Here is a 19,986-nt window from a genome sequence, read left to right as displayed (position 1 = left end):
CCGGCGGACCGCCTTACGGAGTACGGCCGTCCGGATGACGGCCGTGCCCCGCGTTCAGCCCGCGACGAAGGTGTGCGCCGCCTTGTCGTGCCAGCACTGGTGCCAGGGCCGGTCGAACAGGCACCACAGCACGCCCACGATCCCGATGCCGAGCAGGCCGGGCACGCTGTAGACCAGCCAGCGGCGCAGCGCCGGGCCGAAGGCCGGCGGCTCGTGCGCCTCGATGTCCCGGACCTCGATGCCGAGCAGCTTCTTGCCGAGGGTGCGGCCCCACTTGACGGTCGGCAGCACCTCGTACCCGACGCCGACGAGCAGCAGGACGGCGAGCACGACGCCGAGGCTGGTGGCGGTCGTGCCGTCGAGCAGCCAGACGGTGACCTCGTGGCCGGACAGCCTGGCCGCGTCGATCTTCTGCTGGACGTGGTCGACGGCCCTGCTGCCGAGCGGTACGGCGGCGACGCCCGTCACGGCGCACACGGCCAGGGTGTCGATCAGCCGGGCGGCGAACCGCTTGCCGAGTCCGGCCGGACGGGCGGCGGCCTGCCGGCGCGCGGCCGCCTGGAACACGTCCTCCACCGGCGGCTTCCACGGCGCCACGGGCTGTTCGTCCGCACCACCGGCCAGCTGGTGCACCTGCTGCGCCCAGGACGCCTGCCCGCCGCCGGGCCCGCTGGTCACCGGGGCGACCGGGACACCGGCCTGCGCCGGCACCGAGGGCGCCACGGCCGACTGGGCAGGCTGTGCGGGCTGGGCCTGCGGTGCCTGCGCGGCGGCGCGGGCGGAGGCGGCCTTGCCGGCACCGAAGCCGGGGCCTGCGGCCGGGAAACCGGCGGAGGGGTTCGAGGCAGCGGGGTTCCCGGCGGAGGGCGGCGTGGACGCGCCGACGGGACCCTGCGGGCCGAAGCCACCGGGCGCCGCGGACGAACCGGCCGCACCCGCACCCGAGCCCGACGCCCCCGCCCCGTCGGGCGCCGGCGAGCCGGAAGCACGCGGGTCGGCGCCGGCGCTCCGCGCCCCCTGTGCGTCGAAAGGGGACCCCGGTCCCCGGGCGCCGTATCCCGTGCCGCCGGCCGCGCCGTGCGACCCGGCACCGGAGTCCGCCCCGAATTCCGGGCCGGAGGTCTGCGGGCCTGAGGTCTGCGGGCCGGACGCGGGCTGTGCGCCCTGCCGGCTCTGGCCGGGCACCGGGCGGAACGTCATCGTGCCGTCGTCCCTGACAGCCGCGGGCCCCGGGATCGGGCGGCGGAAGATGAAGGTGCCGCCGGGGTCCTGGTCGTCGCCCTCCGCGGGCGTCGTCGGGCCGCCGGCGCCGCTCGCCTGGCCGGCCGGCCGGTCCGCGCCTTCCGCGGACACCCTCGGGTCGGCGCCCCAGGCGGTGCGCCCGTCACGGGCTCCGTGCTGCCCTGCACCATGACCACCGGCGCCGGGCTGCCCCACGCCGTGGCCGCCGGCGCCCTGCTGCCCGTGCGGGCCCTGGGCAGCCGATGGCCCGGCGCCCCAGTCACCCGGCCCCGCCCGACCGCCGGCGCCCGTCGATCCGGCGCCCCGGCCGGCGGCGCCGGCCTGCCCACCCGTGCCCTGGTCGCCGTACCCGGCGTGCCCCGCACCGATTGGGCCGTCGGTGCCCCAGGCGGCACCGGCCCCGCCCTGGCCGTCGGGCGCCCACGTACCCGGCCCGTCCTGGCCGGAGGGCATCGGCTGGGGATCCTCGTCGAAGAAGTGCGGGCCCGTCTCTTCGACGGCCGGGGCCGCGGGACGGACACCGGGCGGCGGGATGAGCGGTTCGCCGTCCTTCGGCGCCGGGCGGCTGGTGCCGGGCACCCAGGAGGCGCCGTTCCAGTACCGGACGTATCCGGGGATGGACGGGTCCGGGTAGTAGCCCTCGCGGGGCCTGTCGTCACCTGGGGCCGGGGTTGGGGCGCTCATGTCCGTCGTCCCGTATCTGCTCGGGGGTGGGATGGGGGCCTCCACATCTATCAGACCGCGGCAGCCCGCAGCGCCAGTCCCGCAGGACCCACCCCTTTCCGGGCAATCCCGTACCCGGCCCTCACACGTGAAGCGAAAAAAATTCTCCCGAACCCGCGTAATGGCCCGGCCCCTGCCCCCTCTCCCCCGGTGCGGGCCCGTTCCGAGCGGACCCGGCAGACCCCTGGCAGAAAGGACCCGCAGGTCATGCATCACACCGTGGTGGAACGGGAGCTGGAACTGAGGCTCATCCTGTCGCCGGAGCGCGGCATCCCGGTGCCGGCCCGGCTGAGCTACCGCTCCGACGATCCGTACGCCGTCCACATCACCTTCCACATCAACTCCGACTCCCCCGTCAACTGGACGTTCGCCCGCGATCTGCTGGTGGAGGGCGTGTTCCGGCCGTGCGGGCAGGGGGACGTGCGGGTGTGGCCGTCGAAGGCGGAGGGGCGCAGTGTCGTGCTGATGGCGCTGAGCTCGCCGGACGGGGACGCGCTGCTGGAGGCGCCGGTCCCGCAGGTGTCGGCCTGGCTGGAGCGGACGCTGCGGGCCGTGCCGCCGGGGGCCGAGGGCGGGCAGCTGGGCATCGACGACGCGCTCGACCAGCTGCTCGCCCGGTGAGGCGCGGTACCGGGGACTCAGAGCACCTTGCCCGGGTTGAGGATGCCCAAGGGGTCGAAGGCCTGCTTCACCGCGCGCTGCATCTCGACCCCGACCGGGCCGATCTCCCGGGCCAGCCACTCCTTCTTCAGCACGCCGACGCCGTGTTCGCCGGTGATGGTGCCGCCGAGCTGCAGGCCGAGGGCCATGATCTCGTCGAAGGACTCGCGGGCCCGCCGGGACTCGTCGGGGTCCGCCGCGTCGAAGCAGACGGTGGGGTGGGTGTTGCCGTCGCCGGCGTGCGCGCAGACGCCGATGGTCAGGTCGTACTTCTCGGCGATCCGCTCGACGCCCTCCAGCATCGCGGCGAGCTGCGAGCGGGGCACGCACACGTCGTCGATCATCGTCGTGCCCTTGACCGCCTCCAGCGCGGTCAGCGAGAGCCGCCGGGCCTTCAGCAGCATCTCGGACTCGGCGGCGTCCTCGGCCGGGACCACCTCGGTGGCGCCGGCGGCCTCGCACAGCGCGCCGACGGCGGCGAGGTCGGCGGCCGGGTCCGGGGTGTCGAAGGCGGCCAGCAGCAGCGCCTCGGTGGTCTCCGGGAGGTCCATGCGGGCGAGGTCGTTGACCGCCTTGACGGTCGTACGGTCCATCAGTTCGAGGAGGGACGGGACGTGACCGCCCTCCATGATCCGGCAGACGGCGTCGCAGGCGGCCGCCGCGGAGGGGAACTCGGCGGCCAGCACCAGCTGCTGCGGCGGCTTGGGCCTGAGCGCGAGCACGGCACGTACGACGATGCCGAGCGAGCCCTCGGAGCCGACGAACAGGCGGGTGAGGTCGTAGCCCGCGACCCCCTTCGCCGTACGGCGGCCGGTGGACAGCAGACGGCCGTCGGCCAGGACCACGTCGAGGCCGAGCACGTACTCGGCCGTGACCCCGTACTTGACGCAGCACAGGCCGCCGGACCCCGTGCCGATGTTGCCGCCGATGGTGCACATCTCCCAGCTGGAGGGGTCCGGCGGGTAGTACAGGCCGTGTTCCTCGACCGCGCGGGACAGGGTCGCGTTGATCACGCCGGGTTCGACCACGGCGATCCGGTCGACGGGGCTGATCTCCAGGATGCGGTCCATCTTGGTGAGCGACAGCACGATGCAGCCGTCGGTGGCGTTCGCCGCGCCGGACAGGCCGCTGCGGGCGCCCTGCGGGACCACCGGGACGCGCAGTTCGGTGGCGGTGCGCATGACGTGCTGGACCTGTTCGACGGTGCGCGGCAGGACGACGACGGCCGGGGAGCCGGCCGGGCAGAAGCTCGCCATGTCGTTGGCGTAGGAGGTGGTGACCTCGGGGTCGGTCAGGACGGCCTCGGCGGGCAGGCCGGACAGGAGCCGGTCGGTGAGGCTGCCGGTCGCCACAGCGTCTTCGGAACGGGGCGCTTCGATACGGCTCATGATCTCAGGTTCGCACTCACGGCCATCGGTGTGAACCCGTCCGTGCTCGGCGGGGTCCGGGCCGCCGGGGCAGGCTTTCGGCCACCGGTGCCGCGGATCGCACCGCGAGGCTGTGGTGGCCCTCGGGGGCCGGTGTGCCCGGTGCGTGCCGATGTCGTGCCCCGCCTGTCCCCCGTGTGACCGGCCGGGGCACGCCCCTCTCCCCCACCAGGGGCCCCGCCGCTGCCCGGCACCTCCCCGGCACAACCGGCGGTCCCGCTTCCGGGCAGTGGGCGAAGGCACCGAAAACCCTTCTGTCCGCGGCCGGTCGAGGCTCCATAGCATCCCCTTCGACCGAGTTCGCACGGTGATGTCCGTACGGGGAGGGAACATGCGCAGAATCATCGCGGCCACCGTCGCCGCCCTGGCCGCCGTCCTGCTGAGCGTGGGCACGGCGTCGGCCGCCGGCCACGGCGACCACCGCGACCTGACCGCCGACGTACCCGCGGGACCGACCAGGCACTGCGTCACCACGGCCGAGCAGCGCGACCTGGCCTCCTGGGCCTGTGCCGGCTCGACCCTGCTGGCGAACGGCAAGGTGGAACAGCTCGACGGCTCCGCCGCGAAACCGACCGTCACGACGCAGGCCTCGCCCGCCGACGACGAGGACTCCTGGTGCGAGCCGACCGGCCTGTGCACCCGGCTGATCAGCGACTACATCCGCGAGACCAAGGCGAACATCTGGTACGGCTACGGGGACCGGACCGTCGGCTCCTACGACGCGGTCCTGCGCAACAACCTCAACGGCCGCCAGCCCCGCCTGACCACCACCCTCATCCTCGACGAGGGGCCGCCCCTGTACTTCCCGACCGTCAGCACCCAGTGCTACGAGGAGATCTCCTTCTGGCCGGACAACCCCTGCGGCACCGACACCATGGGCGGCGCCTACCTCAACGGGCCGATGGCCCGCTGGGACAGCGGGCCGCGTTACGGGGACCGGCTGGAGAACTCCAACGAGTACTACCATGCGCTGGACGCCTCGTGGGTTCCCACCGGGTACGCGCCGTTGTCCGGCAGGCTCTTCGAGACGCCGTACTTCAACTGCTACGGCTCGGATCCCTGCTACTTCCCGCCGGAGTGACGCGGGAGTGAGGGGCACGAAGGGGTGACAGCAGTGCACCGGCCGCCGCACACCTGGTCGGACGTCCCGCTCGCGCGGCCCTCGTCGGCGCGCGGGCGGGAAGTCCCCGTCGAGATCGGCCAAGAGGGCCGGACCTACGCGCGTACGGGCGACTCCGGCTGGCACATGACCGTCTGCTGGTACGCCGGGCCCGGCCACTCCGTGCGCGTGCCCGGTGATCCGGTTCCCGAACGCGCCGCGGCCGACCGGGCGATCGTCGAGGAGGAGGCCAACTCCTACCTTGCGGACGCCGGAATCCCGCCGCGCCCGCCCGGCTTCACCTGGTACCTGGAGATCCCGCCGGGGCGCACCCTCGCCGGCCTCTGGCAGCTGATCGACCGGCACGAGCGGGAGCTGCCGGGCGCCGCTCCCCACCCGCGCGAGACGGCCACGGCCATCGCGAGGGCCGTGGCCGTCTTCTACGCCTAGAGGTTGCCGCGCTTGGCCTGCTCGCGCTCGATCGCCTCGAACAGGGCCTTGAAGTTGCCCTTGCCGAAGCCCATCGAGCCGTGCCGTTCGATGATCTCGAAGAAGACCGTCGGGCGGTCCTGGACCGGCTTGGTGAAGATCTGCAGCAGATAGCCGTCCTCGTCGCGGTCGGCGAGGATCTTCAGCTCGCGCAGGGTCTCGATCGGCACCCGGGTGTCGCCGACCCACTCACCGAGGGTGTCGTAGTAGGAGTCGGGGGTGTCCAGGAACTCGACGCCGGCCGCGCGCATGGTGCGGACGGTCTGCACGATGTCGCCCGTGTTCAGCGCGATGTGCTGGACGCCGGCGCCGCCGTAGAACTCGAGGTACTCGTCGATCTGGGACTTCTTCTTGGCGATCGCGGGCTCGTTGATCGGGAACTTGACCTTGAGGGTGCCGTCCGCGACGACCTTCGACATCAGCGCGCTGTACTCGGTGGCGATGTCGTCGCCCACGAACTCCTTCATGTTCGTGAAGCCCATGACCTTGTTGTAGAACCCGACCCACTCGTTCATCCGGCCGAGTTCGACGTTGCCGACGCAGTGGTCGATGGCCTGGAAGGTGCGCTGGGCGGGCGGTTCGACGATCGGCTTCGCGGCGACGTAACCGGGCAGGTAGGGGCCGTCGTAGCCGGAGCGGTCGACCAGGGTGTGGCGGGTCTCGCCGTAGGTGGCGATCGCGGCGAGGACGACGGTGCCGTGCTCGTCCTTCACCTCGTACGGCTCGACGACCGAGCGGGCGCCGTGCTCGACGGCGTAGGCGTGGGCGGCGCGGGCGTCCGGGACCTCGATGGCCAGGTCGATGACGCCGTCGCCGTGCTCGGCCACGTGCTGGGCGAGGAAGGTGCCCCAGGCGCCGGTCGGCTTGATCACCGAGGTGAACACGAAGCGGGCGGAGCCGTTCTCGAGCACGTAACTGGCGGTCTCGCGGCTGCCGTTCTCCGGTCCGGAGTAGGCGACCAGCTGCATGCCGAAGGCGGTGGAGTAGTAGTGCGCCGCCTGCTTGGCGTTGCCCACGGCGAAGACGACCGCGTCCATTCCCTTGACCGGGAAGGGGTCGGCCTGCCGGGCGGTGTCGGGAGTGTGGTGAGTGGTCTGCGTCATAGCGGAAGCGTGGACCCGCCCTGCAAGGTGCGCAATAGTTTCCGCATTCACTGGGCAACCTGTTCAGTGATACGGCCGTGTTGTCGGCCTTTCTGTACAGGATGCCCATCCCTGGGGGTGCCGTGACGATCGATCATCTGGACGGGCGGATCATCGTGCTCCTCGCCCGGGAGCCGCGCATCGGCGTGCTGGAGATGTCCCGGCGGCTCGGCGTCGCCCGGGGCACGGTGCAGGCACGCCTGGACCGGCTCCAGTCGAACGGGGTCATCCGGGGCTTCGGTCCGCAGGTGGACCCGGCGGCCCTCGGTTACCCGGTGACGGCCTTCGCCACGCTGCAGATCCGGCAGGGCCAGGGGTCCGATGTCCGGGCGCACCTGGCGACCGTGCCGGAGGTGCTGGAGCTGCTGACCACCACCGGCAGCGGCGACATGCTGTGCCGCCTGGTGGCCCGCTCCAACGCCGATCTCCAGCGGGTGATCGACCGGGTCGTCGGTTTCGACGGCATCGTCCGGGCCTCCACGGCGATCGTCATGGAGAACCCGGTTCCGCTGCGGATCATCCCGCTGGTGGAGCAGGCGGCTGCGGACACGAACAGCAGTGGCGCATCATGATGCACACTCTCTACACTCTGATGCATGAGGACCACAGTCGACCTCCCCCAGGACCTGATCCAGGAAGCCAAACTGCGGGCCGCGCGCAGGCGCGTCACGGTCAGTGCGGTGATAGAGGATGCGTTGCGGGCGTCGTTCGCGCGGGATGTGGTGGCGGCCAAGAACATCGTGAAGCTGACCACCGACCCGGGCGGCCGGGGACCGCGCCCGGGCGTCAACCTCGATGACAACGCCTCCGTGCGCGACCTCATGGACGGACTCGAGTGATTCTCTGCGACGTGAACGTCCTCGTGTACGCCTTCCGCGAGGACAGCAAGGACCACGACCGCTACCACGCATGGCTCATCGAGCGACTGCGGGGCGACGAGCCTGTCGGCTACAACGGGGTCATCGACAGCGGGTTCCTACGCATCGTCACCCACCAGCGGATCTACCAGCCGCCGAGCGAGCCGAAGACGGCCCTCACCTTCCTGCAGGACATGCGCGGCACGCCGGTCGCCACCCTGGTCCAGGAGGGCCCCCGGCACTGGGACATCTTCGAGCGCTTGATCCTGAAAGGCGGCGCTCGCGGCAATCTCATCCCCGACGCATATATCGCCGCCCTCGCCATCGAGCACGGCGCGACGCTCTACACCGCAGACCGCGACGTCGCCCGCTTCCCCGGTCTGCGCTGGCAGCATCCACTGGAAGCCGGCTGACCCTTGCCGAGCAGGGCAGGTGTCAGCAGCTCGGCACCGAGCCCCTGCCCTTCTCCAGCGCCTCCAGGGAGTTCACCGCCCCCTTGAGCGTGGTGACCGGGATCAGGCGCAGGCCCTTCGGGAGTTCCGCCCTGGCGTCGGTGCACTCGGCCTTCGGGACCAGGAAGACGGTGGCGCCGTCGCGTCGGGCGGCCTGGGTCTTCAGGGCCACCCCGCCGACCGCGCCGACCTTGCCGGAGGCGTCGATCGTGCCCGTGCCGGCGATGGTGCGGCCGCCGGTGAGGTCGCCGCCGCTGCCGTCGCCGTGCAGCTTGTCGATGATCCCCAGGGTGAACAGCAGGCCCGCGCTCGGCCCGCCCACGTCGGCGAGCTTCAGGGTGACCTTGACCTTGTCGGCGCTGAGCCCGAGGTACGTCAGCGCGGCCTGGGTCGCCGCGTCCTGGGACTGCCTCATCTGCGCCTCGTTGTGCTTCTCGATCTCCTTGACGGTGTTGCCGCTCGGGTAGACCGCGTCGCGCGGCATGACGGCCCGGTCGGTGCGGAACCAGTTGTCGGCCACGTCACCGAGGGTCACCCTGGCGTCCGGTCCGGTCGCCTCGATCGTGACCATGCGCAGCTGCCCGCTGGTCGTCCGGACCGGCGCGCCGGAGACGTTGATCACCTGTGTGCCCTTGTTCTCGCCGAGCACGTTCGCCGTCATCCCCGGCTGCGCCACCGAGAACGGCAACGGCGCGAACGCCGCCGTGGCCAGCAGGGCCACGACGGGCAGCGCGCAGACGGCTACGGCCTGGGGACGTGTGAGACGTGAGAGCACGGAATCAATCTAACGTGACCAGCGGCGGTGCCTCAGGCCGCGTACAGGTCCCGTCGCCCCAGGGTGAAGCGGCGCAGGGCCTCCGGAAGGGGCTCGATGCCGATGCCGGGGGCGGTCGGGACCGGCAGATGGCCGTCCCGGAGGACGAACGGCTCGGTGATGTCCTCGGCGAAGTAGCGGGCGGAGGCCGAGGTGTCCCCGGGGAGCGTGCAGCCGGGGAGGGCGGCCAGGGCGAGGTTGGGAGCGCGGCCGATGCCCGTCTCCAGCATGCCGCCGCACCACACCGGGACGCCGTGCGCGTGCGCCACGTCATGGACCCGGCGGGCCTCCAGATAGCCGCCGACCCGGGCGGGCTTGACGTTCACCACCCGGCAGGCGTCCATCGCGATGGCGGCGGCGGTGTCGGAGGCGTGGTGCAGGGACTCGTCCAGGCAGACCGGGGTGCGCAGGCGCTGTTGCAGCTGGGCGTGGGCGTGCAGGTTGTTCTCCTCCAGCGGCTCCTCGATCAGCAGCAGCCCGAAGTCGTCGAGGCGCCGCAGATGCCCGGCGTCCGCCAGGGTGTACGCGGTGTTGGCGTCCACCTGGAGGGGCAGGGCATCGCCGAAGCGGTCGCGGACCGCCCGTACCGGCTCCACGTCCCAGCCCGGCTCGATCTTCAGCTTGATACGGACGTACCCCTCGGCGAGATAGCGCTCGACGTCGTCCAGCAGCTCCGGCACCGAGTTCTTGATGCCGACCGACACCCCGGCGGGCACCCGGTCCCGTACCGCGCCCAGATAGACCGCCAGTGGCATGCCGTACGTGCGCAGCTCGGCGTCCAGCAGGGCCGTCTCCAGGGCCGCCTTCGCCAGTTCGTGGCCCTTGATCCTCGCCATGGCCGGGGCGAGGGCGGCGGCCGTGACCTCGCCCAGCGCCGCCACGCGCGGGATCAGGAAGTCGCGCAGCACGATCTCGGCACCGGCGACGAACTCCGAGCAGTACAGCGGCTCGGGGTCGGCGGCGAACTCCGACCAGCCCTCGGCGGAGTCGGTGACGACGTGCAGGAGGAAGGTGTCCTTCGTCGTCATCGTCCCGAAGGACGTTCGGAAGGGGGTGACCAGCGGGATCGCGACGTGCACGATCTCGACGCGCTCCAGCTTCACGAGGCCCCCTCCGTCCGGGTCAGCGTGTACCAGCCGTCGCGGGACATCCCGGTGGCCCGGAAGCCCTCCGCGAAGGCCGTCAGCAGCACCTCGCGCACCGCGTGCCGCCAGCGCAGCGCCAGCGCCGGGTGGCCGGCGCGCAGCTTGACGACGTCCTCCGGCACCCGGCACCAGATGTGCCGCTCGTCGCGGCGGGCGAGCGGGTCGCCGTCGGGGGCGGTGGCGACGACCGGTCCCTGGGGTGCGCCGTCGTACGACGCCGGTGGCGCGTCCAGGTCCCAGGTCACCGTCAGCCGGTCGCTCTCGTCACCGTCGTTCACGCCGTCGGTCATCGGGCCGTAGAAGTCGACCAGGTACTCCGTGCCGGTGGCGCCCAGCTTGACCAGGTTGAAGCGGGCGTTGCGGCCGACCAGCGGGTCGAAGGTCCAGCGCATGGTGCGGGCGCCCAGGCCGAGGGCCCAGTCGCGCTGGGCCAGCTTCACGGCGTACCCGAGCCCCTGGTCGGCGGCGGCCACCAGCGAGTATGTGCCGCGGTCGGCGCCGAGGACGGCGACGGACGCGCCGGCCAGCCGCTGCCCGTCGTACGCGGCGTGCACCGCGCCGCCGGCGTGCACCAGGCTGTGCAGGACCTCGGCCGGGTAGGGCGGTGCGGTGCGGGGCGTCTGCCAGACGTCGCTGAAGTAGTCGGCCACGGCCGCGAGGGAGGCGACGTCCTGGACGGTACGGATGGTGACTCCTGCTGTCATGGCACGAGTCTCGGAAAAGCCGGCCCGGCGCGTGTTGTGCGAGCGGCCAACGCACGCGTACGTTCGTTTCACCATCCGCCAACAGCCCGCTGGGGACCCTCATGGACGCCTGCACCCTCGGTGACCTCCTGGACGTCGTCGGCGGCCCCGCCCTGCGCCTGCACACGGCCCCCGCCGGGCAGGCCGTCCCGGTGACCGAGGCGGTGCTGCACGACGGCCGCACCCCGCTCCCCCGGCAGCCCGGCGCGCTGCTGCTCGCGGTGGGCGTGCCGGCGGCGGAGTCCGGGCCGCTGCTGCGGGCGGCGGCCCGGGCCGGGCTGACCGGGGTGGTGGTGCGCGGCGCGGACGGCCCGGTCGCGGAGGCAGAGGAGCACGGCGTGGCCCTGCTGTCGGTCGCCGAGGACGCGGCCTGGCACCACGTCCATCTGCTGCTGGCCTCGGCCATCGCCGCCCAGCCCGCCGCCGTGCCCTCCGACACCGGGCTCGGCGACCTGTTCGCGCTGGCCGACGCGATCGCGACGGCGACCGGCGGGGCGACGGCCATCGAGGACCCCCGGCAGCGGATCCTGGCCTACTCCACCGTCCCAGGCCAGCCGGTGGACGAGGACCGTCGGCAGGGCATCCTCGGCCGGCAGGTGCCGGCCAGCGCGGAGAACACCGAGCAGTACCGCCGGCTGTTCGCCGCCGACCGCCCGCTGAGGCTGCCCGCGCTCGCGGACGGCGACCTGCCCCGCCTCGCGATGCCGGTACGGGCCGGCGGGGAGACGCTCGGCTCGGTGTGGGTGATCGACGGCGGCTCGCTCGCCCCGGACGCCGAGGACACTCTCGCCCAGGGCGTCTCCACCGCCGCCCTGCTCCTGCTGCGGGCGCGCGCCGCCCGGGAACTGGCCCGGCACCGGGGCAGCGAACTGCTGCGCCGCCTGCTGGACGGCACGGCGGTGGACGCGCCGACGGCCGCCGAACGCCTGGGCCTGGCCGGTCCCGCCCGGGTGGCGGCCTTCGTGCTGGACTCGGCCGCGAGCGTCCCGGACGCCGAGCGCACGGCGCTGCGCCTGCTGGACGTCGTACGGCTGCAGTGCGAGGCCCGCTACGGGCGGCACGCGGGGGTGCTGGTGGACGGGGTGGTGTACGCGGTGCTGCCCGGTCCCGGGGAGCGGCACAAGAAACTGGCCGAGGACATCGTGGCGCGGGCGGGGCAGGCGCTGCGGGTGCCGGTGCGGGCGGCGCTCGGTGAGGTCGTGCCGGACGCGGCGGGGCTGGCGGACTCCCGGGCGGACGCCGACCTGGTGCTGCGGGTGCTGGACGCGGACCTGCCGGTGGCCACGGTGGACGAGGTACGGGCCCGCGTGGCACTGCTGCGGCTGGCCGAAGTGATGGGCGAGCGGCGGGAGTTGAACGCGGGCGCCTGGCGCCGGGTGCTGGCGTACGACACCGCGCACGGCACGGAGTACGCCCGCACGCTGGTCTGCTGGTTCGACGCGGGCTGTGACATGGCGGGCGCGGCGAAGCTGCTCGCCGTGCACCCCAACACCTGCCGCTACCGGCTCCGGCAGCTCCAGCAGCACGCCGGGGTCGATCTGGCCGACCCCGACGAACGGCTGGTGCTCTGGCTTCAGTTGCGGGTGCTGGCGGGGCTCACCGGAGCCACTGCCTGAGCCGGTCCTCGCACCGCCGCAGGTGCTCCACGGGGACGTACTCCCCGGCCGTGTGGGCGAGGGAGGGGTCCCCGGGGCCGTAGTTGAGCGCGGGCACGCCCAGCGCGGCGAACCGGGCGACGTCCGTCCAGCCGAGCTTGGGCCGCGGCTCGGCACCGAGCGCGGCGACGAGCCCGCCGACCCGGTCCAGATGCGGCAGGGCGCCGCCGACGACCTCGGTGACGCGCACCTCGTACTCGGGGAAGAGCGACCGCACGTACGCCTCGGCCTCCTCCGGCGAACGACTGGGCGCGAACCGGCAGTTGACGGTGACGACACACTCGTCGGGTACGACGTTCCCGGCGACCCCGGCCCGTACGGCGACGGCACCGAGCCCCTCCCGGTACTCCAGCCCGTCGACGACGACCCGCTCGGGCCGGTGCGCGTCGAGCCGTTGCAGGACCGGGCCGGCCTTGTGGGCGGCGTTGACGCCCTGCCAGGCGCGGGCGGTGTGGGCGCGGGCGCCCTTGACCACGATGTCGGCGGTGAGGATGCCCTGGCAGCCGGCCTCCACGCCCGCGTCGGAGGGTTCCATGAGGACGGCGAGTGAGGCGTCCGCGAGCAGGTCCGGCCGCTCGGCACCGATACGGGCGAGCCCGTTGCGGTCCCCTTCCACCTCCTCGCACTCGTAGAAGACGTAGGTGAGGTCGCGCACGGGCGCCGCAACGGTGGCGGCCAGCCGGAGTGCCACGGCCACCCCGCCCTTCATGTCGCAGGCGCCGAGCCCGTGCACACGGTCGCCGGCGAGCCGGGAGGGCAGGTTCCCGGCGGCCGGGACGGTGTCCAGGTGGCCGGCGATCAGGGCACGTTCGCCGCGTCCGAGGTGGGTACGGGCGACGACGGAGTTGCCGACCCGGTCGACGGTGAGATGGGGAAGGGCACGCAGAGCGGCCTCGACGGCATCCGCGATCTCCGCCTCCCGCCCGCTCTCGGAGGGCAGGTCGACCAGGGCACGGGTGAGGGTGACGACGTCGGCGGCGAGGTCGAGGGTGGGGGCGGGGGCGGTCATGCGAGGTCCTCGTGCGGGGTGTTGAGCTTGGAGTGCCGGATGCCGTAGAGGCCGTAGACGACGAGCCCGGCCGCCATCCAGGCCCCGAAGGCGATCCAGGTGTCGGCGCCCAGACTGCCCAGCATGTAGACGCAGAAGCCGACGCCGAGCAGGGGCGTGACGGGCGAGAAGGGCACCCGGAAGGAGCGCGGGGTGTCGGGACTGCGCCGGCGCAGCAGCACCACCGCCAGATTGACCAGCATGAACGCGAAGAGGGTGCCGATGCTGGTGGCGTCGGCGAGGCTGCCCAGCGGGACGAGGGCGGCGAGGACCGCGATGAAGCCGGACACGATCACGGTGTTGGCGCGGGGCACGCCGGTGCGCGGGTGGACCTTGGCGAACAGGGGCGGCACGAGCCCGTCCCGTGCCATGGCGAACAGAATCCGGATCTGCCCGTACTGCACGGTGAGCACCACGCTGGTGGTGGCGACGACCGCGCCGACGGACAGCAGGATCGGCCACAGGTTCCCGCCGCCGACCGACCGTACGAGCACCTCGCTGAGCGTGGCCTCGGTGCCCGCGAACTGCTTCCACGGCATGGCGCCGAGCGCGGCGACGGCGACGAGCACGTACAGGGCGGTGACGAGGACGAGGGACAGGATGATGGCGCGCGGCAGGTCCTTTTGCGGGTTGCGTGCCTCTTCGCCCGCGGTGGAGGCGGCGTCGAACCCGATGTAGGAGAAGAAGAGCGAGGCGGCTCCGGCGCTCATGCCGGCGGCGCCGAGCGGGAAGAGGGGGTGGAAGTTCCCGGCGCGGAAGGCGGTGAAGGCGACGGCGCAGAACAGCACGAGGGCGGCGATCTTGACGCCGACCATGATGGTGTTGGCGACGGCGCTCTCCCTGGCCCCGCGCAGCAGGACGACCATCGCGAGTACGACGATGAGGGCGGCGGGGATGTTCAGGGTGCCGCCGGCCCCGGGCGGGGCGCTGAGCGAGTCGGGGAGGGTGACCCCGAAGGTGAGGTCGAGCAACTCGTTGACGTACTGCCCCCAGCCGACGGCGACGGCGGCGACCGACACCCCGTACTCCAGGATCAGACACCAGCCGCACACCCAGGCGACCAGCTCGCCGAGGGTGGCGTAGGCGTAGCTGTACGAGGATCCCGAGCCGGGAATCATGCCGGCCAGCTCGGCGTACGACAGCGCCGAGAACAGGGCGGTGACGCCGGCGAGGACGAAGGAGACGACGATCGCCGGTCCGGCCTCCGGCACCGCCTGGCCCAGCACGACGAAGATGCCGGTGCCGAGGGTGGCGCCCACGCTGAGCAGCGTCAGCTGGGCCACGCCCATGGTCCGCCTGAGCGGGCTGCCGGCGGCTTCCCCGACGAGGCGTTGCACCGGCTGGCGGCGGGTGAGCCGACGTGTCGGTGTTCCCTGTGCTCTGGCCTCCGGCCGGGTACCTACTGTGTCCACCGCGCTGTTCCCTCCGCCTCGGGGCTGTATGGCCCTTGATGATGCGGAGGTGGGGGTGCGGTGGGGTGTGCGGATCGGCCAAAGGTGCGGGTTGGTGATTGGCCGGATGAGAAAAGGGGTGCCTGGGTTCGTATGCCGGGTGCGGGTGAGCGGGGGTTGGTCGCGCCCACGGGGCGGAGCCGCATATCAGATGCGGCCCCGCGCCCCTGGGGAGCTGCGGTGCCGTCGCCCTGGAGGCGCCGCCGCCGCTGCGGTCGGCGTCAGCGCAGGGCCTCGGCGACCTCTCGGGCCGCCTCGACCACCCTCGGTCCCACCCGTTCCGGTACGGAATCCGCCAGCATCACCACGCCCACGCTGCCCTCGACGCCGGTGACGCCCACCAGCGGCGCCGCGGCCCCGCTCGCCCCGGCCTCCAGCTCGCCGTGCGTGAGGGTGTACCCGGGCTCCATGGACGGCGACTGCCGCGCGGCGAGGATCGCCCTGCCGGCCGCCCCCCGGTCCAGCGGATGCCGGAACCCGGCGCGATACGCCACGTGATAGTCGGTCCACGTCGGTTCGACGACGGCGACGGCCAGCGCCTCCGTCCCGTCCACCAGCGTCAGGTGCGCCGTGGCCCCGATGTCCTCGGCGAGCGACCGCAGCGCGGGCAACGCGGCCTCCCGCACCAGCGGATGCACCTGCCGGCCGAGCCTCAGCACCCCGAGCCCGACCCTGGCTCGCCCGCCCAAGTCACGCCGTACGAGCGCGTGTTGTTCCAGAGTGGCGAGCAGCCGGTACACCACCGTACGGTTCACGCCCAGTTTCGTGGACAACTCGGTGACGGTCAGCCCGTGGTCGGTGTCGGCCAGCAGTTTGAGGACACGCAGTCCCCGGTCGAGCGTCTGCGAGGTCTCCGCGGTCACGACGCCCACTCCTTCGGCGGTGAGGTCGGCGGGCCCCTGAGCGGCGGATGCGTCGCCGAGTCCCGTCGGCGACGCGCTTCAGAGGCCGCCGATCGGCAGGAAGGCCCGGCGGCTCCGGGCATGTCGCTTCACGGCTGCGCTCCGCGGCGGCGCTGCCACGGGGCGTGTGCGTAGCGGGACAGTAGCGAAGCAGGTTCGCTGAGCGGAAGCCTTCGTCCAGAATCCGGGCAAGACTACTTCCGGCCTGCCGCGATTCGTCCGGAAAAGCACAGGCCCCAGGAACTGACACACGCCAGTCCCTGGGGGTCCGGGGCGAAGCCCCGAGGCGGCCACCTCCTGGCCACCCGTGAGCGTCACCGCATGCGCGTGGCCCACTCCTGCACCTTGGCGATCCGCTGCCGCAGCTGCCCAGCCGTGGCCTCCGCGCTGGGCGGACCCCCGCACACCCGCCGCAGCTCGGTGTGGATGACCCCGTGCGGCTTGCCGCTCTGGTGCACGTACGCGCTGACCATCGTGTTGAGCTGCTTGCGCAGCTCCATCATCTCCTTGTGCGTGACCACCGGCCGCCGCTCGGCCGGCAGCTCCAGCAGGTCGGCCTCGCTGTCCGGCTTCTTCCGGCTGTGCGCGATCTGCCGGGCCTGCCGCTTCTGCAGCAGCAACTGCACCTGCTCGGGCTCCAACAGCCCCGGAATGCCGAGGTAGTCCTGCTCCTCCTCGCTGCCCGGGTGCGCCTGCATACCGAACTCGGCGCCGTCGTACAGCACCCGGTCGAAGACGGCGTCGGACTCCAGCGCCTCGAAGGGCAGCATGTCCTGCTCGCCGGTGTCCTCGTCCTGCTGCTTGTTCGCCTCCTCCATCTCCTTCTCGGATTCGGCGTACGGGTCCTCCTCGCCCTCCTTCTTCGGCTTGTCGAGGGCGTGGTCGCGCTCGACCTCCATCTCGTTGGCGAAGGTGAGCAGGTCGGGGATGGTGGGCAGGAACACGGACGCGGTCTCGCCGCGCCGCCGGGACCGTACGAAACGGCCGACGGCCTGGGCGAAGAAGAGCGGAGTGGAGATCGTCGTCGCGTACACGCCGACCGCGAGCCGGGGCACGTCGACGCCCTCGGACACCATGCGCACCGCGACCATCCACCGGTCGTTGCCGGCGCTGAAGTCGTCGATCCTCTTCGAGGCGCCGGCGTCGTCGGACAGGACGAGCGTCGCCTTCGTGCCCGTGATCTCGCGGATCAGCTTGGCGTAGGCGCGGGCGGAGTCCTGGTCGGAGGCGATGACGAGGGCACCGGCGTCCGGGATGGCCTTCCTGACCTCGGTCAGCCGCTGGTCGGCGGCGCGCAGCACGCTGGGCATCCAGTCACCGCGCGGATCGAGCGCCGTACGCCAGGCCTGGCTGACCGCGTCCTTGGTCATCGGCTCGCCGAGCCGGGCGGCGATCTCGTCGCCGGCCTTGGTGCGCCAGCGCATGTTGCCACTGTAGGAGAGGAAGATGACCGGCCGGACGACGCCGTCCGACAGGGCGGACCCGTACCCGTAGGTGTAGTCGGCGGCGGACCGCCGGATGCCGGCGTTGTCCTCCTCGTACGTCACGAAGGGGATGGGGTTGGTGTCGGACCGGAAGGGCGTACCGGTCAGGGCGAGGCGGCGCGTGGCGGGCTCGAAGGCCTCCAGGCAGGCCTCGCCCCAGGACTTGGAGTCACCGGCATGGTGGATCTCGTCGAGGATGACGAGCGTCTTGCGCTGCTCGACGCGGTTGCGGTGCAGCATGGGCCGCACGCCGACACCGGCGTAGGTGACCGCGACGCCGTCGTACTCCCGGCCGAGGGGCCCCGCGCTGTACTCGGGATCGAGTTTGATCCCTATCCTTGCGGCCGCCTCGGCCCACTGCTTCTTCAGGTGCTCGGTCGGCGCGACCACGGTCACCTGCTGCACGACGTGGTGGTGCAGCAGCCAGGAGGCCAGCGTCAGCGCGAAGGTGGTCTTGCCGGCGCCGGGCGTGGCGACGGCCAGGAAGTCACGCGGCTGCTCCTGGATGTACTTCTCCATCGCCCCCTGCTGCCAGGCACGCAGCTTGCTGGCGGTACCCCAGGGCGCGCGGCCCGGGAAGGCGGGCGACAGGTGGTGGGAGTGGGCGGAGGAAGCGGTGGAGGAAGCGGCGGTGGTAGTCACGGTCTCCGTTTATTGGGGCTGGAATTCAGGGGCCGCGCGCAGCGCGTCCGTTGGGGCGGTGGTGGGTGACGGGCGGGATCGGCTACGTATGACAACCGGGCCACCCTACCGGCGTCCCGGCGGTGTCAACGCGCGAACCGGGCCGGGTCGCCCGTGGGTGGGAGCCAGCTCACATCGCCTCGTGCAGCGCCCTCAGTCGCCGGGCGATCATCCCCACGTCGTCCAGTGCCGCAGAGCTGAGCAAGCCCACATCGCGCACCGCGGCCTCCTGCCCCCGCGTGGGGTCACAGTGGTACCACGTTCAGCTCTTCCGCAACCGAGTCGTCACCCAGGCCCCCACCAGCGCCACCCCCGCCATCGGCAGGAAGACGGCGGCGAAGGCGGCGGGGTGGCCGCCCTCGGCGGCCGTGGCCGTCGCACTGCCGCCGCCCAGCGCGGCGAACCCGGCGCCGGTCGCGGCGAGGAGGACGGCGTTGGAGAGGCCGTCGGAGATCTGCAGTGCGGCGGAGTTGGCGCCGGCCTCCCCCGGGGCGGACAGCTTCAGCAGGAGCACGCTGGTCGAGGAGATCACCAGGCCCATGCCGAAGCAGCCGAAGGCCCAGGCGACGGCGACGGTCCAGACAGGCACGGAGTGCAGCAGCACACTGGGCGCGGCCGTGATCGCGGCGGCGACCAGCACCATGCCGGCGGTCATCAGCCGCTCCCGGTACGGCTGCACGCCCGGCCGGCACTGCACCCAGGAGCCCAGCGCCCAGGTGCCGCCGCCCGCCGCCAGCGAGAACCCGGCGAGGGTCGGCGACAGGCCGCGCTGGGTGACCAGCATCAGCGGCACGAAGGACTCGGCGGCGATGAAGGAACCGGCGGACAAACCGCGCAGCAGCACGACGGAGGGCAGGCCACGGGCCGCCCGGTAGGTGCCGCGCGGCAGGAGACCGAGGACGGCGGGAACGAGCAGGGCGGCGCCGGCCAGCCCCGGGAGCAGGGACAGACGGCGCAGGTCCTCGGCGGCGTACTGCAGCAGGCCGGCGCCGAGGGAGATGCCGAGGGCGAGCCGGATCCGCCGCCGGTCGAAGGCGAGGGCACCGGCCTCCACGTCCACCGGGCCCGATGCCCTCCGCCGTATCTGCGGCAGCGCGAGGGCGAGCGGGAACACGACGAGGACCGGGATGCCGAGGAAGACCCAGCGCCAGCCGAGGTGCTCGGTGACGGTGCCGGAGGCGAGCGGGCCGACGATGGACGGTACGACCCAGGAGGCCGCGAACGCGGCCATGATCGCGGGCCGCAGCCGCTCGGGGTAGGCGCGGCCGACGACGACGTACAGCGCGACGATGACCAGTCCGCCGCCGAGCCCCTGCACGGCCCGCCCGAGGATGAACACCCACATGACCTGCGCGGTCCCGGCGACGACGAGCCCCGCTGCGAAGGCACCGATCCCCGTGGTCAACGCCCCGAGCGGCCCTCGCCGGTCGGACCACTGACCGGCCAGCACCATGCCGAACAGGCTGGTCGTGAAGTACCCGGAGAAGGCGAACGCGTACAGGGCCACGCCGTCCAGCTCCCGCGCCGCGACCGGCATCGCGGTGCCGACGGCGGTCGCCTCGAAGGCGATCAGCAGCACGACGGAGACGATCCCGACACTGAGCGCCCGGTAGGTCCGGCCCAGTACGCCGTCGCCCTGCTCGACGGGCTTCACGACATCGGCGTCACGCGACTCAAGGGCACTCATGGCCGTCAGAGTAAGGTCCACGGCTCGGTTTGACCCCTGTCGGTGGTCCCCCTCGCCCTGCGACCTTGGTCGTACGCCTCCTGCCCCTTCATGAACGCCGTGTGGCAGTCGCATTGCAGCCCCGCCGGTCCCCTTGAGCCCTCGAAGCCCGCCGCCATAACGTCATTCCCACGAACACGGCCGTGTGCCCGAGTGGTTCAGGGGCTCGCCTGCGCTGCATCCATCAGCGAGCTCCGCTCGCGGGGAGTCACGCGGGTGCGAACCCCGCCACGGCCGAGCAACGAC

Annotated in this window: 18 protein-coding genes and 1 tRNA gene; 8 read left to right on the top strand and 11 right to left on the bottom strand. The window is 72.7% G+C overall.

Annotated elements, in window-relative coordinates:
• Nucleotides 1-54 precede the first annotated feature (54 nt).
• A complete protein-coding gene (locus SRB17_RS00515) occupies nucleotides 55-1,926 on the bottom strand; it encodes an RDD family protein (RefSeq protein WP_153533618.1) in 1,872 nt (623 codons plus the stop codon).
• A gap of 246 nt (nucleotides 1,927-2,172) precedes the next feature.
• On the opposite strand from SRB17_RS00515, the gene SRB17_RS00510 reads away from it, so the two are divergent.
• Nucleotides 2,173-2,586: an SsgA family sporulation/cell division regulator gene (locus SRB17_RS00510; RefSeq protein ID WP_153533616.1), complete on the top strand. Its 414-nt coding sequence runs from the start codon at nucleotides 2,173-2,175 to the stop codon at nucleotides 2,584-2,586.
• Nucleotides 2,587-2,603: 17 nt separating this feature from the next.
• Here SRB17_RS00510 and SRB17_RS00505 read toward each other — a convergent pair whose 3' ends face one another.
• The gene (locus SRB17_RS00505) at nucleotides 2,604-4,013 is read right to left on the bottom strand and encodes an FAD-binding oxidoreductase (protein ID WP_153533614.1); all 1,410 of its coding nucleotides are present in this window, start codon (nucleotides 4,011-4,013) and stop codon (nucleotides 2,604-2,606) included.
• 370 nt (nucleotides 4,014-4,383) lie between these two features.
• Here SRB17_RS00505 and SRB17_RS00500 point away from each other — a divergent pair, with 370 nt between their 5' ends.
• Both SRB17_RS00500 and SRB17_RS00495 read left to right on the top strand, forming a co-directional pair.
• The gene (locus SRB17_RS00500) at nucleotides 4,384-5,133 is read left to right on the top strand and encodes a hypothetical protein (protein ID WP_153533612.1); all 750 of its coding nucleotides are present in this window, start codon (nucleotides 4,384-4,386) and stop codon (nucleotides 5,131-5,133) included.
• Nucleotides 5,134-5,157: 24 nt separating this feature from the next.
• On the top strand, nucleotides 5,158-5,601 hold the full coding sequence (locus SRB17_RS00495; protein WP_153533611.1) for a DUF5956 family protein: 444 nt from the start codon (nucleotides 5,158-5,160) through the stop codon (nucleotides 5,599-5,601).
• Here SRB17_RS00495 and hppD read toward each other — a convergent pair.
• Nucleotides 5,598-6,743 (bottom strand): 4-hydroxyphenylpyruvate dioxygenase, encoded by a 1,146-nt coding sequence (hppD, locus tag SRB17_RS00490; protein WP_153533609.1) that lies wholly within the window; start codon nucleotides 6,741-6,743, stop codon nucleotides 5,598-5,600. The genes SRB17_RS00495 and hppD overlap by 4 nt on opposite strands.
• 122 nt (nucleotides 6,744-6,865) lie before the next feature.
• Here hppD and SRB17_RS00485 point away from each other — a divergent pair, with 122 nt between their 5' ends.
• Genes SRB17_RS00485 through SRB17_RS00475 form a run of 3 tightly spaced genes read left to right on the top strand, consistent with a single transcriptional unit; the run spans nucleotide 6,866 to nucleotide 8,052 of the window.
• Nucleotides 6,866-7,354: an Lrp/AsnC family transcriptional regulator gene (locus SRB17_RS00485; RefSeq protein ID WP_323374786.1), complete on the top strand. Its 489-nt coding sequence runs from the start codon at nucleotides 6,866-6,868 to the stop codon at nucleotides 7,352-7,354.
• Nucleotides 7,355-7,378: 24 nt separating this feature from the next.
• Nucleotides 7,379-7,621, top strand: a complete 243-nt coding sequence (locus tag SRB17_RS00480) for a ribbon-helix-helix domain-containing protein (protein ID WP_153533607.1) — start codon at nucleotides 7,379-7,381, stop codon at nucleotides 7,619-7,621.
• Between the two features lie 11 nt (nucleotides 7,622-7,632).
• The gene (locus SRB17_RS00475; protein WP_323374785.1) at nucleotides 7,633-8,052 is read left to right on the top strand and encodes a type II toxin-antitoxin system VapC family toxin; all 420 of its coding nucleotides are present in this window, start codon (nucleotides 7,633-7,635) and stop codon (nucleotides 8,050-8,052) included.
• Nucleotides 8,053-8,074: 22 nt separating this feature from the next.
• On the opposite strand, the gene SRB17_RS00470 is transcribed toward SRB17_RS00475, so the two are convergent.
• Genes SRB17_RS00470 through SRB17_RS00460 form a run of 3 tightly spaced genes read right to left on the bottom strand, consistent with a single transcriptional unit; the run spans nucleotide 8,075 to nucleotide 10,754 of the window.
• Nucleotides 8,075-8,866, bottom strand: coding sequence for a S16 family serine protease (locus tag SRB17_RS00470; protein WP_323374784.1), 792 nt, complete (start codon nucleotides 8,864-8,866; stop codon nucleotides 8,075-8,077).
• Between the two features lie 32 nt (nucleotides 8,867-8,898).
• The gene (gene menC / locus SRB17_RS00465; RefSeq protein WP_323374783.1) at nucleotides 8,899-10,008 is read right to left on the bottom strand and encodes an o-succinylbenzoate synthase; all 1,110 of its coding nucleotides are present in this window, start codon (nucleotides 10,006-10,008) and stop codon (nucleotides 8,899-8,901) included.
• Nucleotides 10,005-10,754: a chorismate synthase gene (locus SRB17_RS00460; RefSeq protein ID WP_153533605.1), complete on the bottom strand. Its 750-nt coding sequence runs from the start codon at nucleotides 10,752-10,754 to the stop codon at nucleotides 10,005-10,007. Before SRB17_RS00460 ends, menC begins: the two co-directional genes overlap by 4 nt.
• A 101-nt stretch (nucleotides 10,755-10,855) precedes the next feature.
• On the opposite strand from SRB17_RS00460, the gene SRB17_RS47455 reads away from it, so the two are divergent.
• On the top strand, nucleotides 10,856-12,409 hold the full coding sequence (locus tag SRB17_RS47455) for a PucR family transcriptional regulator (RefSeq protein WP_153533603.1): 1,554 nt from the start codon (nucleotides 10,856-10,858) through the stop codon (nucleotides 12,407-12,409).
• Here the strand turns inward: SRB17_RS47455 and dapE are convergent.
• The 5 genes from dapE to SRB17_RS00430 all read right to left on the bottom strand — a co-directional run bounded on the left by dapE (nucleotide 12,390) and on the right by SRB17_RS00430 (nucleotide 19,701).
• Nucleotides 12,390-13,457, bottom strand: coding sequence for a succinyl-diaminopimelate desuccinylase (dapE, locus tag SRB17_RS00450; protein WP_153533601.1), 1,068 nt, complete (start codon nucleotides 13,455-13,457; stop codon nucleotides 12,390-12,392). The genes SRB17_RS47455 and dapE overlap by 20 nt on opposite strands.
• Nucleotides 13,454-14,908, bottom strand: a complete 1,455-nt coding sequence (locus tag SRB17_RS00445; RefSeq protein WP_323374782.1) for an amino acid permease — start codon at nucleotides 14,906-14,908, stop codon at nucleotides 13,454-13,456. Before SRB17_RS00445 ends, dapE begins: the two co-directional genes overlap by 4 nt.
• 260 nt (nucleotides 14,909-15,168) lie before the next feature.
• A complete protein-coding gene (locus SRB17_RS00440; RefSeq protein ID WP_323374781.1) occupies nucleotides 15,169-15,810 on the bottom strand; it encodes an IclR family transcriptional regulator in 642 nt (213 codons plus the stop codon).
• Nucleotides 15,811-16,163: 353 nt separating this feature from the next.
• Complete coding sequence (locus tag SRB17_RS00435; RefSeq protein ID WP_323374780.1) at nucleotides 16,164-17,975, bottom strand: DEAD/DEAH box helicase; 1,812 nt, start codon at nucleotides 17,973-17,975, stop codon at nucleotides 16,164-16,166.
• Nucleotides 17,976-18,276: 301 nt separating this feature from the next.
• On the bottom strand, nucleotides 18,277-19,701 hold the full coding sequence (locus SRB17_RS00430) for an MFS transporter (RefSeq protein ID WP_153533599.1): 1,425 nt from the start codon (nucleotides 19,699-19,701) through the stop codon (nucleotides 18,277-18,279).
• A gap of 178 nt (nucleotides 19,702-19,879) precedes the next feature.
• Here SRB17_RS00430 and SRB17_RS00425 point away from each other — a divergent pair.
• Nucleotides 19,880-19,977, top strand: a tRNA-OTHER gene (locus SRB17_RS00425).
• Nucleotides 19,978-19,986 lie beyond the last annotated feature (9 nt).

The sequence above is a fragment of the Streptomyces sp. RB17 genome (genome assembly GCF_009604455.1).
GTDB lineage: Bacteria > Actinomycetota > Actinomycetes > Streptomycetales > Streptomycetaceae > Streptomyces.
Note: the sequence above shows the minus strand (reverse complement) of the source record. Positions and strands in the feature narration are given on the sequence as shown.

Excerpts from the sequence above, each read along its gene's own strand:
- SRB17_RS47455 (WP_153533603.1), top strand. The coding sequence starts at position 10,856 with ATGGACGCCTGCACCCTCGGTGACCTCCTGGACGTCGTCGGCGGCCCC.
- SRB17_RS00480 (WP_153533607.1), top strand. The coding sequence starts at position 7,379 with ATGAGGACCACAGTCGACCTCCCCCAGGACCTGATCCAGGAAGCCAAA.
- SRB17_RS00500 (WP_153533612.1), top strand. The coding sequence starts at position 4,384 with ATGCGCAGAATCATCGCGGCCACCGTCGCCGCCCTGGCCGCCGTCCTG.
- SRB17_RS00430 (WP_153533599.1), bottom strand. The coding sequence starts at position 19,701 with ATGAGTGCCCTTGAGTCGCGTGACGCCGATGTCGTGAAGCCCGTCGAG.
- hppD (WP_153533609.1), bottom strand. The coding sequence starts at position 6,743 with ATGACGCAGACCACTCACCACACTCCCGACACCGCCCGGCAGGCCGAC.
- SRB17_RS00460 (WP_153533605.1), bottom strand. The coding sequence starts at position 10,754 with ATGACAGCAGGAGTCACCATCCGTACCGTCCAGGACGTCGCCTCCCTC.
- dapE (WP_153533601.1), bottom strand. The coding sequence starts at position 13,457 with ATGACCGCCCCCGCCCCCACCCTCGACCTCGCCGCCGACGTCGTCACC.
- SRB17_RS00510 (WP_153533616.1), top strand. The coding sequence starts at position 2,173 with ATGCATCACACCGTGGTGGAACGGGAGCTGGAACTGAGGCTCATCCTG.
- SRB17_RS00505 (WP_153533614.1), bottom strand. The coding sequence starts at position 4,013 with ATGAGCCGTATCGAAGCGCCCCGTTCCGAAGACGCTGTGGCGACCGGC.
- SRB17_RS00515 (WP_153533618.1), bottom strand. The coding sequence starts at position 1,926 with ATGAGCGCCCCAACCCCGGCCCCAGGTGACGACAGGCCCCGCGAGGGC.